The sequence below is a fragment of the Sphingomonas sp. P4_D12 genome, assembly GCF_056401895.1.
Window position 1 is genome coordinate 486841 of sequence record NZ_JBFUIL010000001.1, and the last position, 13341, is coordinate 500181.

The 13341-nt window shown below is 64.7% G+C and carries 13 protein-coding genes; 9 read left to right on the top strand and 4 right to left on the bottom strand.

The window, feature by feature from the left end; translation table 11 throughout:
- Positions 1-95: 95 nt before the first annotated feature.
- The 6 genes from AC1DSD_RS02295 to AC1DSD_RS02320 all read left to right on the top strand — a co-directional run bounded on the left by AC1DSD_RS02295 (position 96) and on the right by AC1DSD_RS02320 (position 5813).
- Positions 96-2354 (top strand): NADP-dependent malic enzyme, encoded by a 2259-nt coding sequence (locus tag AC1DSD_RS02295; protein ID WP_478028135.1) that lies wholly within the window; start codon positions 96-98, stop codon positions 2352-2354.
- 8 nt (positions 2355-2362) lie between these two features.
- Positions 2363-2746, top strand: coding sequence for a hypothetical protein (locus tag AC1DSD_RS02300; protein WP_478028136.1), 384 nt, complete (start codon positions 2363-2365; stop codon positions 2744-2746).
- Between the two features lie 57 nt (positions 2747-2803).
- Positions 2804-3178 carry a BlaI/MecI/CopY family transcriptional regulator gene (locus AC1DSD_RS02305; protein ID WP_478028138.1) on the top strand — a complete coding sequence of 125 codons (375 nt, stop codon included), beginning with the start codon at positions 2804-2806 and terminating at the stop codon, positions 3176-3178.
- On the top strand, positions 3175-4662 hold the full coding sequence (locus tag AC1DSD_RS02310; protein WP_478028139.1) for a M56 family metallopeptidase: 1488 nt from the start codon (positions 3175-3177) through the stop codon (positions 4660-4662). The genes AC1DSD_RS02305 and AC1DSD_RS02310 overlap by 4 nt, the downstream gene beginning before the upstream one ends.
- 80 nt (positions 4663-4742) lie before the next feature.
- Entirely contained in the window at positions 4743-5075 is a 333-nt protein-coding gene (locus AC1DSD_RS02315; RefSeq protein WP_478028141.1) for a UrcA family protein, read from the top strand.
- Between the two features lie 102 nt (positions 5076-5177).
- The gene (locus tag AC1DSD_RS02320) at positions 5178-5813 is read left to right on the top strand and encodes a retropepsin-like aspartic protease family protein (RefSeq protein WP_478028143.1); all 636 of its coding nucleotides are present in this window, start codon (positions 5178-5180) and stop codon (positions 5811-5813) included.
- A gap of 250 nt (positions 5814-6063) precedes the next feature.
- Here the strand turns inward: AC1DSD_RS02320 and AC1DSD_RS02325 are convergent, their stop codons facing one another.
- Positions 6064-6852, bottom strand: a complete 789-nt coding sequence (locus AC1DSD_RS02325; RefSeq protein WP_478028145.1) for an SDR family oxidoreductase — start codon at positions 6850-6852, stop codon at positions 6064-6066.
- Positions 6853-6974: 122 nt separating this feature from the next.
- Positions 6975-8120, bottom strand: coding sequence for an acyl-CoA dehydrogenase family protein (locus tag AC1DSD_RS02330; protein ID WP_478028147.1), 1146 nt, complete (start codon positions 8118-8120; stop codon positions 6975-6977).
- A gap of 234 nt (positions 8121-8354) precedes the next feature.
- Here AC1DSD_RS02330 and AC1DSD_RS02335 point away from each other — a divergent pair, with 234 nt between their 5' ends.
- The 3 genes from AC1DSD_RS02335 to AC1DSD_RS02345 all read left to right on the top strand — a co-directional run bounded on the left by AC1DSD_RS02335 (position 8355) and on the right by AC1DSD_RS02345 (position 11411).
- On the top strand, positions 8355-9185 hold the full coding sequence (locus AC1DSD_RS02335) for an SDR family NAD(P)-dependent oxidoreductase (protein ID WP_478028261.1): 831 nt from the start codon (positions 8355-8357) through the stop codon (positions 9183-9185).
- Positions 9182-10639 (top strand): MFS transporter, encoded by a 1458-nt coding sequence (locus AC1DSD_RS02340; protein WP_478028148.1) that lies wholly within the window; start codon positions 9182-9184, stop codon positions 10637-10639. Before AC1DSD_RS02335 ends, AC1DSD_RS02340 begins: the two co-directional genes overlap by 4 nt.
- A 208-nt stretch (positions 10640-10847) precedes the next feature.
- A complete protein-coding gene (locus AC1DSD_RS02345) occupies positions 10848-11411 on the top strand; it encodes a CHAP domain-containing protein (protein WP_478028150.1) in 564 nt (187 codons plus the stop codon).
- A gap of 28 nt (positions 11412-11439) precedes the next feature.
- Here the strand turns inward: AC1DSD_RS02345 and msrB are convergent, their stop codons facing one another.
- Together msrB and AC1DSD_RS02355 are read right to left on the bottom strand one after the other, a co-directional pair.
- Complete coding sequence (msrB, locus tag AC1DSD_RS02350) at positions 11440-11934, bottom strand: peptide-methionine (R)-S-oxide reductase MsrB (protein ID WP_478028262.1); 495 nt, start codon at positions 11932-11934, stop codon at positions 11440-11442.
- A gap of 79 nt (positions 11935-12013) precedes the next feature.
- Positions 12014-13255 (bottom strand): cytochrome P450, encoded by a 1242-nt coding sequence (locus AC1DSD_RS02355; RefSeq protein WP_478028264.1) that lies wholly within the window; start codon positions 13253-13255, stop codon positions 12014-12016.
- Between the last annotated feature and the right edge of the window lie 86 nt (positions 13256-13341).

Below are 13341 nucleotides of genomic sequence, written 5' to 3' on the forward strand. Positions count from 1 at the left end.
CGCATCCCTGTCGGCAAAAGTACGTCAAGGGCCCGGAAGCCGGTTTCCTTCTCCCCAACGCGCACCTAAAGACGGGCGCAACAGAGAGGACCAGGATGGCCGACGAATCTTCCGTGCAGTTTTCCGACCGCGAAGCATTGCTGTTCCATTCGGAGGGGCGGCCCGGCAAGATCGAGATCATCGCGTCGAAACCGCTGACGACGCAGCGCGACCTGGCGCTGGCTTATTCGCCCGGCGTGGCCATTCCGGTGCAAGCGATCGCCGACGATCCCGCGACCGCCTATGATTATACCGCCAAGGGCAATCTGGTCGCGGTCATCTCGAACGGGACCGCGATCCTGGGCATGGGCAATCTCGGCGCCTTGGCGTCCAAGCCGGTGATGGAAGGCAAGGCGGTCCTCTTCAAGCGGTTCGCCGATGTCGATGCGATCGATATCGAACTCAAGACCGAGGATGTGGACCGCATCATCGACGCGGTCGAGCTGATGGAGCCGAGCTTCGGCGGCATCAACCTCGAGGACATCAAGGCGCCCGAATGCTTCATCATCGAGCAGACACTGCGCGAGCGGATGAACATCCCGGTCTTCCATGACGACCAGCATGGCACCGCGATCATCACCGCGGCCGGCCTGATCAACGCCTGCCTGCTGACCGGCCGGCATCTTTCGGACATCAAGGTCGCGGTCAACGGCGCGGGCGCGGCGGCGATCGCCTGCACCGAGCTGATCAAGGCGATGGGCGTGCGGCATGAAAACGTCATCATGTGCGACCGTTCGGGCGTGATCTATCAGGGGCGTGACAAGATCAATCAATGGCAGTCGGCGCATGCCGTCGTGACCGAAAAGCGAACGCTCAAGGAAGCGATGCACGGTGCCGACGTCTTTCTTGGCCTGTCGGCGGCGGGCGCGGTCACCGCCGACATGGTGCGCGACATGGCCAAAGCGCCGATCATCTTCGCGATGGCCAATCCCGAGCCTGAAATCCGCCCCGAACTGGCCAAGGAAGCGCGTCCCGACGCGATTATCGCGACCGGGCGCTCGGACTATCCCAACCAGGTCAACAACGTCATTGGCTTCCCGTTCATCTTCCGCGGCGCGCTCGACGTCCGCGCGACCGGGATCAACGAGGAAATGAAGATCGCCGCCGCGCATGCGATCGCCGAACTGGCGCGCGAGGCGGTGCCCGAGGAAGTCGCCGTCGCTTATGGCGTGCGCCATACGTTCGGTCCCGAATATATCATCCCCGCGCCGTTCGATCCGCGGTTGATGGAGCTCGTCCCGTCCGCGGTCGCCAAGGCGGCGATGGATTCGGGAGTCGCGACCAAGCCGATCCTCGACATGGCGGCCTATCGCCAGCAGCTGCGTGGCCGGCTCAACCCGACCACCGGTGTGCTCGCCCAGGCCTATGAAGGCGCGCGCGCGCAGCCCAAGCGCGTACTGTTCGCGGAAGGCGAGGAGGAAGTCGTGTTGCGCGCCGCGGCGGCATTCCGCGAGGGCGGTTATGGCACACCTGTGCTGGTCGGACGCGACGACGTCCACGACCGGCTGCGTGCGCTCGGCGTCAAGGACGTCGAGAGTTACGAGGTCCACAACAGCCGCACTTCGGCTCTGGTGCCGCGGATGGTCGATTTCCTCTACCAGCGGCTCCAGCGCCGTGGCTATCTGCGCCGCGATTGCGAGCGGATGATCAACCAGGACCGCAACATCTTCGGCGCCGTCCTGCTCCAGCTCGGCGAGGCCGATGCGATGATCACCGGCGTTACCCGGACCTATGCCCAGACGATGCGCGAAGTGCGCAAGGTGATCGACATCGAGGCCGGGCGGACCGCGTTCGGCATCCATGTCATGGTCGGCCAGACGCACACCGTGTTCATGGCCGATACCACGATCAACGAGCGTCCGAGCGCCGAAGAACTCGCCGACATCGCCGAACAGACCGCCGCCGTCGCCCGTCGCATGGGTCACGAACCGCGCGTAGCGTTCCTGAGCTATTCGACCTTCGGCAACCCGGAGGGGCGCTGGCTCGAGAATCTGCGTGCCGCGGTGGGCGTGCTCGATCAGCGCCAGGTCAGCTTCGAATATGAGGGCGAAATGGCGCCCGACGTCGCGCTCAATCCGCGCCAGTTAGCGAATTATCCATTCGCCCGTCTGTCGGGCCCGGCCAATGTGCTGATCATGCCCGGGCTGCAATCGGCCAATATCTCGGCCAAATTGCTGCGCGAATTGGGTGGCGACGCGGTGATCGGGCCCATGCTGGTCGGACTGGAAAAGCCGGTCCAGATCGCGCCGATGACCTCGACCGCGAGCGAGTTGGTCACACTGGCGGTGCTCGCTGCGGGCGGGGTCGCGCGGTGAGCCCGGCGATGGGCGTATGGGTCCTGCTGCCGCAATGGCTGGGGACCGCCGCCGCATTCTGGCTAGTCTGGTGGGCCGCGCAGTCGCGCGACGCAACGGCGCTTAAGATCATCGGGCTGGTATTGGCGATCGTGCCGGCGCTGCTGATGCCGGTCCTGTCGCTGATGATCCCCTTTTATCGCGGCTTCTCGTCTGCCGCGAGCATCGGGACGACGTTCGCGCTCATCAGCGCCGCGGTCGGTATCGCGCGTGCGCTGTTCCTCGCCATCTGGGCGATCGCGTCGAAAGACGCGGCAATATTGCGAATAGTCGGCGGGGTGATCGCGGGGTTGCTGATCGTCTTTTACCTGATCGCAACTATGGCAATGGCGACTATGGGTTTCATACACTGAGAACACGCCTCTTGCTGCTACGTTTGTAGCATGCTACAAACGTAGCAGGAGGTCGTGATGATCGATTCGTTGCCGCGCCGCGAGCGTGAGATTTTCGAGATCCTGTGCGGCCTGGGGGAGGGCACTGCGTCGGCCGTCCGCGGCGCGATGATCGACCCGCCCAGCGATTCGGCGGTACGCGCGCTGCTCGCGCGGCTGGTGGCCAAGGGCCTGATCGCGCACCGGACCGAGAACCAAGCCTATATCTATGCGCCCGTGCCACAGACCAATGCGGTCGCGGAAGGGGCATTGCAGCGGCTGGTGCAGACCTTCTTCCACGGCTCTGCCGCGAGCGCGGCGACCGCGTTGCTGGGGATGGAGCCCAAGCTCGCGCCCAACGAGATCGATGCGCTCCAGCGTATGATCGACCAAGCCCGGCGGGATGCGAAATGATGCTGGGGCTGCTGATCGACCTCGGCTGCAAATCGGCGCTGATTGCCGGCGCGGCCTTGCTCGTCAGCACTGCGATGCGTGGCCGGCCAGCGGCGGAGCGCGCCGCTTTGCTGCAGGCGGCGCTGGTCGCTTCGCTCGCGTTGTTCCTGCTCGCGCCGCTGTTGCCGCCACTCGATCTCGCCTTGCTGCCGGCATCCGAGACCGTATCGAACGCGGTTGCAACGTGGAGCATCCCGGCGACTGCGGCCGAAATGCCGCGCGCGCCTGCTGCGACGCTCGACGGCGCGGTCATGGTGGCGATGCTCTACGCTGCCGGGGTCGTGCTGCTCCTGGTCCGTTTCCTGACGGGACTGTGGACGTTGCGGCGCTGGACGCACGCCGCTCAGCCCGCGATCGATCCGCACTGGCGGCGGGTGATGGATCAGGAAGCCGCCGGCTTCCGCCGACCGCTCCGCTTGCTGGTTTCGCCACATGCCGCGACGCCGCTCAGCTGGGGAATCGTGCCCGCCTGGATCCTGATCGGCTCGGCGACGCATGATCACCCCGAACAGGCGAAGGCGGTCATCGCGCACGAAATGGCGCATATCCGCCGCTTCGATTGGCTGGGGCTAGTCGCCGCCCGCATGGCCATTGCCTTGTTCTGGTTCAATCCATTGGTGTGGCTGGTCGCTCGCCAATTGATGCGCGAGGTCGAGCTGGCGGCCGACGCCGATGCGTTGGACCGGGTCGACCGCTACGATTATGCCCAGGCGTTGCTCGCGGCCGCCGGCGGACGCCCGGTCCATTCCGAAGCCAACGGCATGGCATTCTCGCGGACCGCGCTGGCGCGCCGGATCATTACCGTACTCGACGGTGACGCGGGGGGGCGCATGCGGCCGCTGATGCCGGCGTTGCTGCTCGTGGTGGCGCTGAGCACCGCCGTGCCGCTCGCGGCTGCGCATATCGTGCGCATTGCTCCCGCGCCGCCCGCACCGCAGCCGCCGATTCCCGAACCGCCTGCGCCGCCTGTCCCGCCCTCAGCAGCGGCAGCAGCACCGTCGGCTTGGCCCGATGCCGTGCGCAGCACCGGCCAGGCTGGCGGCCGAATGTTGAAGCGCCTCGGTAGCGGGATCAAGGGGAGCTCGACCGCACGGTTCGCATTGGCGGCCACGGGCGGTACGGATCGCCAGGTGGCTGGCATGCCGGATGCGCGGGCAGTGATCGATGACTCGCCGCAGGACGCAGAGGCCGCCGCGGCGAAGCGCGAGGAAGAGGGGGGCGCTGCTGCCGCCAAACGCGGCGCGGAGGAACAGCGTCGTGGCCTTGGCGAAGGGATGCGCGGCACCGCCGTGGGATTTCGCGCGCGCGCCGAAGAGCTCGAACGCGTCGCCAATCTGCCAGGACAATCCAGCGCCGTGCGGGCGAGCAATCTGGCTATCGCGAAGGGATTTCGCGGTAGTGCCGACGACCTCGACAACAAGGCCGACAAACTGAGCGGCACCTAGCCGCCACTATCCATCGACGTCACCCAGGCAAGCGCGATTCCGCGCCACGGGACCGGCTTGCCCAATTTCAGGAGATACGAATGCGGGTCACTATTTGTGCTGTCGCAATCCTGCTTGGCGCCTGCGCCGACCATTCGGCATTGGCGAGCGAGCCTCGGCTGAGCATCCGGGTCGCGGACGTTTCGACCGATACGCCATCGGGGCGGGCCGAATTGCGGCGACGTGTGGTCGATGCGACGCGGCGATTCTGCGCCGATCATGGCGCCGAGATCACGCCCTACGAATCGCGGGAGGATCCGCATTATTGCCCCGACATGGCAAGATCCTGGGCGATGAGTGGCATGACGCGCGACATGCGCCGTGCCTATAGCCTGGCGCGGCACGAGGCGAAGGTGGTCGGCAGCGCGCCGTGATTTCGGGTCGCCGTCCGCAGACCTGCTCGGCCGCGCCCCGCCGCCACGAGGCTGGACATAACGCTCAGCCGCCATACATCTAGTCCATGGCAGGTGGCGCGCATGGCTGACGCTCTGGGTGGCTCGTTGCCGCTATATATCCTGATCGGCATCGTTATCGTGCTGATGCTGCTCGCTCGGCGGTTTCGGGTGGTCGGGCGCCTGTTATCGATGACGGCGCTGGTCGTCTCGCTCGGGCTGATCGTGATGCTGGTCGGCGAGCGCGGGCGGTTCGATCCGATGTTCGCGCGTGTCGCCAAGATGCTGCACCTTGAGGACGGGCAACAGGTCGTCGGCAAGGAAATGCGCGTGCCGATGGCTGATGACGGCCATTTCTGGGTTACCGTCCGGTTCGGCCATGTCGAACGCAAGATGCTGGTCGACAGCGGCGCGACGGTGACCGCTTTGTCGACCGATACCGTGGACGCGGCGGGGCTGCGGCTCAGCCCGAGCCCATTCCCGATGATCATCCAGACCGCTAACGGATCGGTTCGCGCCGATACCGCGACGGTGCCCGAATTGCGCATCGGCAATATCGTCGCGCGCGATCTGCCCGTCGTCAGTTCGCCGGCCTTCGGCGACATGGACGTGATCGGGATGAACTTCCTGTCGCGGCTCAAGAGCTGGCGTGTGGAGGGGCGGACGCTGATTTTGACGCCGAACCATCCGCAGAATGGAAAAGGCACGGCGGCTTCCTAACCCCCTCCCTTTGGGCGCGTCGGGTCGGTCATGCCCCCGGCATGACCTGAATGGCGCGGGGCGCCATTCACCCGACGCGGGTCGAGCTGCGAAGTAGCGAAGGGTGAGGGCAGGGGCGGTCGCTGCCCTCACCCTTCCGCGCCTGCGGCGAGTTCGAGCGAGGTCCGGTCCCCCGGACCGGACCTTGACCTGCCGGGGGCAGGCCAAAGCTCGAACTCTCCCTCTCCCACAGGGAGAGGGAATTTCGGCCCTAGGCGTCGATCGACGTGCCCACTTGCGCGTTGACCAGGCCGCCATCGACCACCAGCGTATCGCCGACGACATAATCCGACGCGCGGCTGGCGAGGAAGATCGCGGCGCCGGCCATGTCCTCGTCGGTGCCGATACGGCGCATCGGAATGCTCTTGGCGACCTCCTCCCCATGATCGCGCGCGGCGCGGTTCATCTCGCTCGCGAAGGCGCCGGGGGCCAGGCTGGTGACGATGATCGCGTCCTTGATCAGCCGCGCCGCCATCCGCTTGGTGAGATAGATCAGCGCCGCTTTCGAGGCGTGATAGCTGTACGTCTCCCACGGGTTGAGCCGCAGGCCGTCGATCGAGGTGATGTTGATGACCTTGCTTGGCTTGTCGTAGCTCGCCTGCGCCTTGAGCAGGCCATGCAGTGCCTGGGTCATGAAGAAGGGCGACTTGACGTTCAGGTCCATCACCTTGTCCCAGCCGCTTTCCGGGAAGTCCTCGAACGGCACGCCCCAGGCGGCGCCGGCATTGTTGACCAGGATGTCGAGATGATCCTCATGCTCGGCCAGTTTGGCGGCGAGTGCCTTGCAGCCGTCGACGGTCGAGACATCCATCGGCAGCGGAATGCAGTTCGGGCCGAGTTCGGCGGCGGTTTCCTCGCAGGCCGGCGCCTTGCGCGACGAGATGTACACCTTGGCCCCCTGCGCGATGTATCCCGCGGCGATCATCTTGCCGATGCCCCGCGACCCCCCGGTGATCAGCGCGACGCGCCCTTCGAGGCTGAAGAACTTGCTGGTGTCCATGTCTGTCTCCTTATTTCCCCTCCCGCTTGCGGGAGGGGCAAGGGGAGGGCTTGTTTGCGTCGATTAGCGAGAAGAGACACGCCCTCCCCCAACCCCTCCCGCAAGCGGGAGGGGGGTTTTGATCACCCCCCGCGCTTCAGCGTCTCGCGCGCGATGATGAGTTGCTGGATCTGGCTGGTGCCTTCGTAAATGCGGAACAGGCGGACGTCGCGGTACAGCCGCTCGATGCCGTAATCGGCGATATAACCGGCGCCGCCATAGATCTGCACCGCGCGATCGGCGACGCGGCCGACCATCTCGCTGGCGAAATATTTGGCCGCGGCGGACTCCATGACGACATCCTTGCCTTCGTCCTTGGCCGCTGCCGTCTCGAGCACCAAAGCGCGGGCGGCGAGCGCCTCGGTCTTCGAATCGGCGATCATCGCCTGGATCAATTGGTGTTCGGCGATCGGCTTGCCGAACTGCTTGCGCTCGCTGGCATAAGCGACGCAATCGGCGATCAGCCGCTCGGCGACGCCGACGCACACCGCCGAGATGTGCAGCCGCCCGCGGTCGAGCACGCGCATCGCGATCTTGAAGCCTTCGCCCTCGGCGCCGAGCCGGTTCTCGACTGGCACCACGACATCATCGAAGATCACGTCGGCAACCTTGGCGCCCTTTTGCCCCATCTTCTTCTCGGGTTCGCCGATCGATACGCCGGCAAGATCGCGCGGGACCAGGAAGGCGGACACGCCGCGCCCGCCCGGCGCGTCGCCGGTCCGCGCCATCACGGTGAACAGGTCGGCCTTGTCGGCATTGGTGATGAAGCGCTTGGTACCCGACAGGCGATAAGCCTGGCCGTCCCATACGGCTTTGGTCTTCACCGCGCCCGAATCGGAGCCGACATCGGGTTCGGTCAACGCGAAGCTGGTGATGATCTCGCCGCTCCCGATCCTGGGCAGCCACTCCGCTTTCTGTTCGGGACTGCCGGCCATGACGAGCCCCTGGCTGCCGATGCCGACATTGGTGCCGAAGCTCGAGCGGAACGCCGGGGTGGTGCGGCCGAGCTCGATCGCGACCTTTACCTCTTCGAGCATGGTCAGGCCCAGGCCGCCATATTCCTCGGCAATCGACAGGCCGAACAGGCCCATCGCCTTCATCTCCGCGGTGACGTCGTCGGGGATGGCGTCCTGTGCTTCCACCTCGGCTTCCAGGGGGCGAAGCCGCTCGGTCACAAAGCGGCGGACGGTGTCGATCAATGCGTCGAAGGTTTCGGCGTCGAGCGCCATGACGTTCCTCTCCCCATGTCCAACTCGTCATGCCGGGCTTGTCCCGGCATCCAACGTGCAGCAACGGCTGGATTCCGTTGTGGCGGGTTGGACCCCGGAACAAGTCCGGGGTGACGGTTGGTAGTTTGGCGCAAAGCTCGCTGCAACATCAAACAAACCCGAAATTCGAAAAGCCGGATTGACCGGCCTCAGGCCCCCTCTATGCTGCAGGAAAAACACATGCAGGAGAATGGAATGCGGTTTCAGGGCAAGCGCGCTGTGGTCACTGGCGGCGCCTCCGGTATCGGCCGTGCGACGGCGCTGCGATTGGTCGAGGAAGGCGCCGACGTCCTGATCGGCGACGTCGATGTCGCGGGCGGCCAGGAGCTTGCCGAAACCTCGAACGGCCGCATCCGCTTCCAGAAAACCGACGTGACGCAAGTCGCCGATATCGAGGCGTTGCTGGCCGCCGCCGATGCCGCGGGCGGGCTCGACATCCTGTTCAACAATGCCGGCGCGGCGGGCGCGCGCGACAAGATCGACGAGATTTCGCCCGACGATTGGGATCGCACGATGAGCCTGTTGCTGCGATCGGTGGCGATGGGTATCCGCTATGCCGCGCCGCTGATGGCGAAACGCGGTGGTGGGGCGATCGTCAACACGTCGAGCGTCTCCGCGCTGGGCAGCGGCTATGCGCCGACCGCTTATTCGACCGCCAAGGCGGGCGTGTTGCATCTGACCAAGGTCGCCGCCGCCGACCTCGCCAAGCACAATATCCGCGTCAATGCGGTGGTGCCGGGGTTCATCACCACCAACATCTTCACTTCGGCGCTGGGACTCGAAGGCGAGGTGCGCGATCATGTCAACGGCGTGATCGCCCAGACCGCCGCGCACGCTCAACCGGTGCAGCGCGCCGGACGGCCTGAAGACATTGCCGCAGCGGTCGCTTATCTGGCGAGCGATGACGCCAGTTTTGTCACCGGCACGCATATCCTGGTCGATGGTGGCATGCTGATCGGCACGCGCGCGAGCTGGGACGACAGCGTGCCCGGCCTGTTCTCATCACTGGAGGCGGCGGCCTCGTGAGCAAGCTGGCGACGCCGGCACCGCGCCGGCTTTCGAACTGGACTACGGCAAGCTACGGCTTCGGATCGGTCGCGTACGGCGTCAAGGATGCCGGGTTCGGGACGTTCCTGCTGATCTTCTACAACCAGGTAGTCGGACTCGACGCCTCGACTGTCGGGTTGATCATTTTCATCGCGCTCGTCTGCGACGCGTTCGTCGATCCGCTCATTGGCGTGTTGTCGGACCGCACGCGCGGGCGCTGGGGGCGGCGTCATCCATGGATGTATTCGGCGGCGCTGCCGATTGCGATCGGATGGCTGTTATTGTGGAACCCGCCGCATCTGAGCGGCGGCGCCACGCTCGCCTGGCTGTTCGTGACCGCGGTCGTCGTGCGCAGCGCGGTTAGTTGCTATGAAGTGCCGTCCCAAGCACTGACGCCGGAACTGACGTCGGATTACGACGAGCGCACGCGGATCACCTCCTATCGCTATCTGTTCGGATGGGCGGGCGGCCTGTCGATCCTGTTGCTCGCTTACGGCGTGTTCCTGACGCCGTCGGCCGCCTATCCCAACGGCCTGCTCAATCGCGTCGGTTATGGTCACCTCGCAATCGCCAGTACCGTCATCATGGTTGTCGCGATCCTGGCATCGGCGCTGGGCACGCATCACGAGATCGCGCGGTTACCCAAGACGGTCGTACGCAGCCAATCGCTCGGCGAGCATTTCCGCGAGCTGTGGGAAACGGTCAAGAATCGTGGGTTCCTGATCCTGATGCTGGCGGGCGTTTGTGCCTATACCAACCAGGGGATCAGCTACGCGCTGTCCAACTACACCTATAGTTTCGTCTGGCAGTTCAAGTCCTGGACGCTGCAACTGCTACCGTTCGCGCTGATGCTGGGTGCGGCGCTCGCCTTCGTCATCGCGCCCGCGGTCGGCAAGCGCACCAGCAAGCCGCATGCGGCAATGGCATTCGTGCTGGCGGCGACGGTGTTCCATACCATGCCCTATTGGCTGCGCTTCGCTGGCGTCTTGCCGCCGCCGGGATCGAGCGCACTGGTGTTTCTGCTCCTCCCGATCTTCGTCACCGCGACCGCGCTCAGCGTATCGTCCTTCATCCTGGGCGCATCGATGATGGCCGATGTGGTCGAGGATTCGGAAGCGCGGACCGGCCGCCGGTCGGAAGGCGTCTATTTCGCGGGATCCTTCTTCGTCCAGAAATGCACCTCGGGCCTGGGGATCATGATCGTCGGCCAGCTGCTCGATCTCGTCTCGTTCCCTAAGGGTGCGAAGCCCGGCATGGTGCCGGTGGCGGTGATCGACCACCTGACGCTGGCCTTCATCCTGATCTACGGCTCGTTGGCGATCATGGCGGCCATTCTGTTCTCCAAATTCCCGTTCGGCCGCACCGAACACGAAGCGCGGCTGGCGCGGATGATCGCGGCGGCGGAGGCCGAGGGCGCGCCGCACTCGCCGTGACACCGGTAGCGATTCGGCGGATTTCGGCCACAAAATATGGGCGCCTCAGGCGTGAATTGGGTCCAGGCGGCACCGCATTTGGGCATTCACCGGCGACGAAACACAGTTCGTCGTGAAAGGTTCCATTCATCGTGCCGACAGGGTTCCCATGTCGGTTTTGTCCACCTAACCCACCATCAACAGTTCAACGGACCTTTTGGGGGGTCGCATGAAATTTGGTGGTTTGGCAGCGCGATTCGCGCTGGTGGCGCTCTGCGCCCTGGCGACGACGGTGCCGGCTCAGGCTCGGTTCTGGCAGTGCGCTCCCTATGCGCGCGAGATTTCGGGTATCCAGATTTTCGGCAACGCCAACACCTGGTGGTCGCAGGCCGCCGGCAAATATGAGCGCGGCAACACCCCGAAAGTTGGTTCGGTCCTCGCCTTCGCTTCGTTCAGCCGCATGCCGCTCGGCCACGTCGCGATGGTGTCGGGCATCGTCAACGACCATGAGATCCTGTTGACCCACGCCAATTGGTCGCGCCGCGGCGGCGTCGAGTATAATGTCCGCGCGATCGACGTCTCGCCCGAAGGCGACTGGAGCCAGGTCAAGGTCTGGTACGGCCCGATGGGCGGCCTGGGCACGACGACTTATCCGACCAAGGGTTTCATCTATGGCGCCGGTGCGCCCAAGATGGACAATGGCGATGACGACCAGTTCGACGCGTCGCGCAGCCAGACGGTCGCCACGATCGCCCCGGTTGGTGCGCGCGGAGTGGTCGGCGTTCGCGACTGAGCGAGCCGCTACTATCGGTTGATGAGCCCTACGCCTTACCCGGCGTGAAGGTCATCGCCGCTCCGTTCATGCAGTAACGCAAACCGGTCGGCTTGGGGCCGTCGTCGAACACATGGCCGAGATGCCCGCCACAACGGCGGCAATGGACTTCGGTCCGGGTCATCCCCAGCGAACCGTCGTTACGCGTCTTCACTGTATTGGGCAACGGCGCCCAAAAGCTTGGCCAGCCGGTGCCGCTCTCGAACTTGGTCTTCGACGAATAGAGCGGCAGCGCGCAGCCCTTGCACGAGAAGATACCGGCACGGTGCTCGTTGTTGAGCGGACTGGTATAGGGCGTCTCGGTCGCCTCGTGGCGCAGCACCTGGTAAGAGAGCCCGGGTAACCGCTTGCGCCATTCGGCGTCGCTCAACTGGAACTCGAACTTTTCGGGCGGCGCGACGGGCGCGGCGCGACAGCCGCCGAACAGCATCGTCGCGGCACCGGTGCCGGCCAGGGTCAGGAAATGGCGGCGGTCGAACGTCATCATACAGGCTCCATCGATCGGACCTATATAAGTACGGACGATAAACGCTGCCGGTTTCAATCCGCCGCGACGCGTCAGCTCAATATTTGCTGATCTCGACCGGCAGCTTGCGATAGCCGTGGACGAAACAGGCCGCGACGCGCTCGGGCTCGCCCAGCACGTTCACGCGCATCCGGCGCTTGGCCATTTCCTCGAGCAGCACGCTGATCTGGAGTTCGGCGAGGCGAGCACCGACGCAGCGGTGGATGCCATGACCGAACGCCAGGTGCCGGCGCGCATTCGGGCGGTCGACCACGATATTGTCGGCGTCGTCGCCGAACACCGTCTCGTCGCGATTGGCCGACAGATACCAGAGTGCGAGCTTGTCGCCTTCCTTGATCATCTGGCCACCCAGTTCGTAATCCTGCGTCGCGGTGCGGCGCATATGCGCGAGCGGGGTCTGCCAGCGGATGATTTCCTGAACCGCATTGGGGATCAGTTCGGGATTCGCCTCGAGCTTGGCGCGCTGATCGGGGAACAGGTCGAGGCCGTAAGCCGCCGCCGACATCGAATTGCGTGTCGTGTCGTTGCCGCCGACGATCAGCAGGATCAGGTTTCCCAGGAACTCATACTGATCCATTTCCGCCATGGCGTCCGAATGGATCATCATGCTGATCAGGTCGGGGGTCGGCTCCTTGCCGACTTTCTGGTTCCACAGATTTTGGAAATAGGCGCCGCACTCGAACATGTGCGTCAGCCGCTCGGCACGCAGTTCGGGTGTCTTCACCAGTTCGATATCGCCGGCCCAATCGGACCAGAAGGTCAGCTTGCGGCGATCTTCCCAGGGAAAATCGAACAGGATCGCGAGCATCTGGGTAGTCAGTTCGATCGACACCGTGTCGACCCAGTCGAACGGTTCGCCATAAGGCAGCGTGTCGAGGATTTCGGCGGTGCGGCGAACGATATCCTCCTTCATCCGCACCATCTCGCTCGGCGTGAAGGCGGGGGCGACGGTGCGGCGCTGGCCGGTATGTTTGGGCCGGTCCATCGCGATGAACATCGGCATCTTGACGTCGCTGTCGGGCAGGAAGTCGGCAAGCGTGATCCCGCCCACTTCGGACGAGAAGACGTCCGGCAGCGATTCCGCCTCGAGGATCGGCTTGTAGGTGGAGATCGACCAATAGGGGCCGTAATCCGAATTCTCGACCTTGTGGACCGGCGACTCGGCGCGGAGCTTCTTGAACGGCTCATGCCAGACATCGTCGCGATAAAGTTCGGGCCGGCTGACGTCGAGCGGATCGACCGGGCCTTCATATTTGAAGGTCGGACCCTTCGCCAACATCTCGGTCAATTCGGCTTGAGTCGCCATGCCCACTCTCCCATTTATCGGGCGAGACAAACCTATACTTACACAGATGTCAATAGTGG

Coding starts and splice junctions, on each gene's coding strand:
- AC1DSD_RS02295 (WP_478028135.1), top strand. CDS start 96: ATGGCCGACGAATCTTCCGTGCAGTTTTCCGACCGCGAAGCATTGCTG.
- AC1DSD_RS02300 (WP_478028136.1), top strand. CDS start 2,363: ATGGGCGTATGGGTCCTGCTGCCGCAATGGCTGGGGACCGCCGCCGCA.
- AC1DSD_RS02305 (WP_478028138.1), top strand. CDS start 2,804: ATGATCGATTCGTTGCCGCGCCGCGAGCGTGAGATTTTCGAGATCCTG.
- AC1DSD_RS02310 (WP_478028139.1), top strand. CDS start 3,175: ATGATGCTGGGGCTGCTGATCGACCTCGGCTGCAAATCGGCGCTGATT.
- AC1DSD_RS02315 (WP_478028141.1), top strand. CDS start 4,743: ATGCGGGTCACTATTTGTGCTGTCGCAATCCTGCTTGGCGCCTGCGCC.
- AC1DSD_RS02320 (WP_478028143.1), top strand. CDS start 5,178: ATGGCTGACGCTCTGGGTGGCTCGTTGCCGCTATATATCCTGATCGGC.
- AC1DSD_RS02325 (WP_478028145.1), bottom strand. CDS start 6,852: ATGGACACCAGCAAGTTCTTCAGCCTCGAAGGGCGCGTCGCGCTGATC.
- AC1DSD_RS02330 (WP_478028147.1), bottom strand. CDS start 8,120: ATGGCGCTCGACGCCGAAACCTTCGACGCATTGATCGACACCGTCCGC.
- AC1DSD_RS02335 (WP_478028261.1), top strand. CDS start 8,355: ATGCGGTTTCAGGGCAAGCGCGCTGTGGTCACTGGCGGCGCCTCCGGT.
- AC1DSD_RS02345 (WP_478028150.1), top strand. CDS start 10,848: ATGAAATTTGGTGGTTTGGCAGCGCGATTCGCGCTGGTGGCGCTCTGC.
- msrB (WP_478028262.1), bottom strand. CDS start 11,934: ATGACGTTCGACCGCCGCCATTTCCTGACCCTGGCCGGCACCGGTGCC.
- AC1DSD_RS02355 (WP_478028264.1), bottom strand. CDS start 13,255: ATGTTGGCGAAGGGTCCGACCTTCAAATATGAAGGCCCGGTCGATCCG.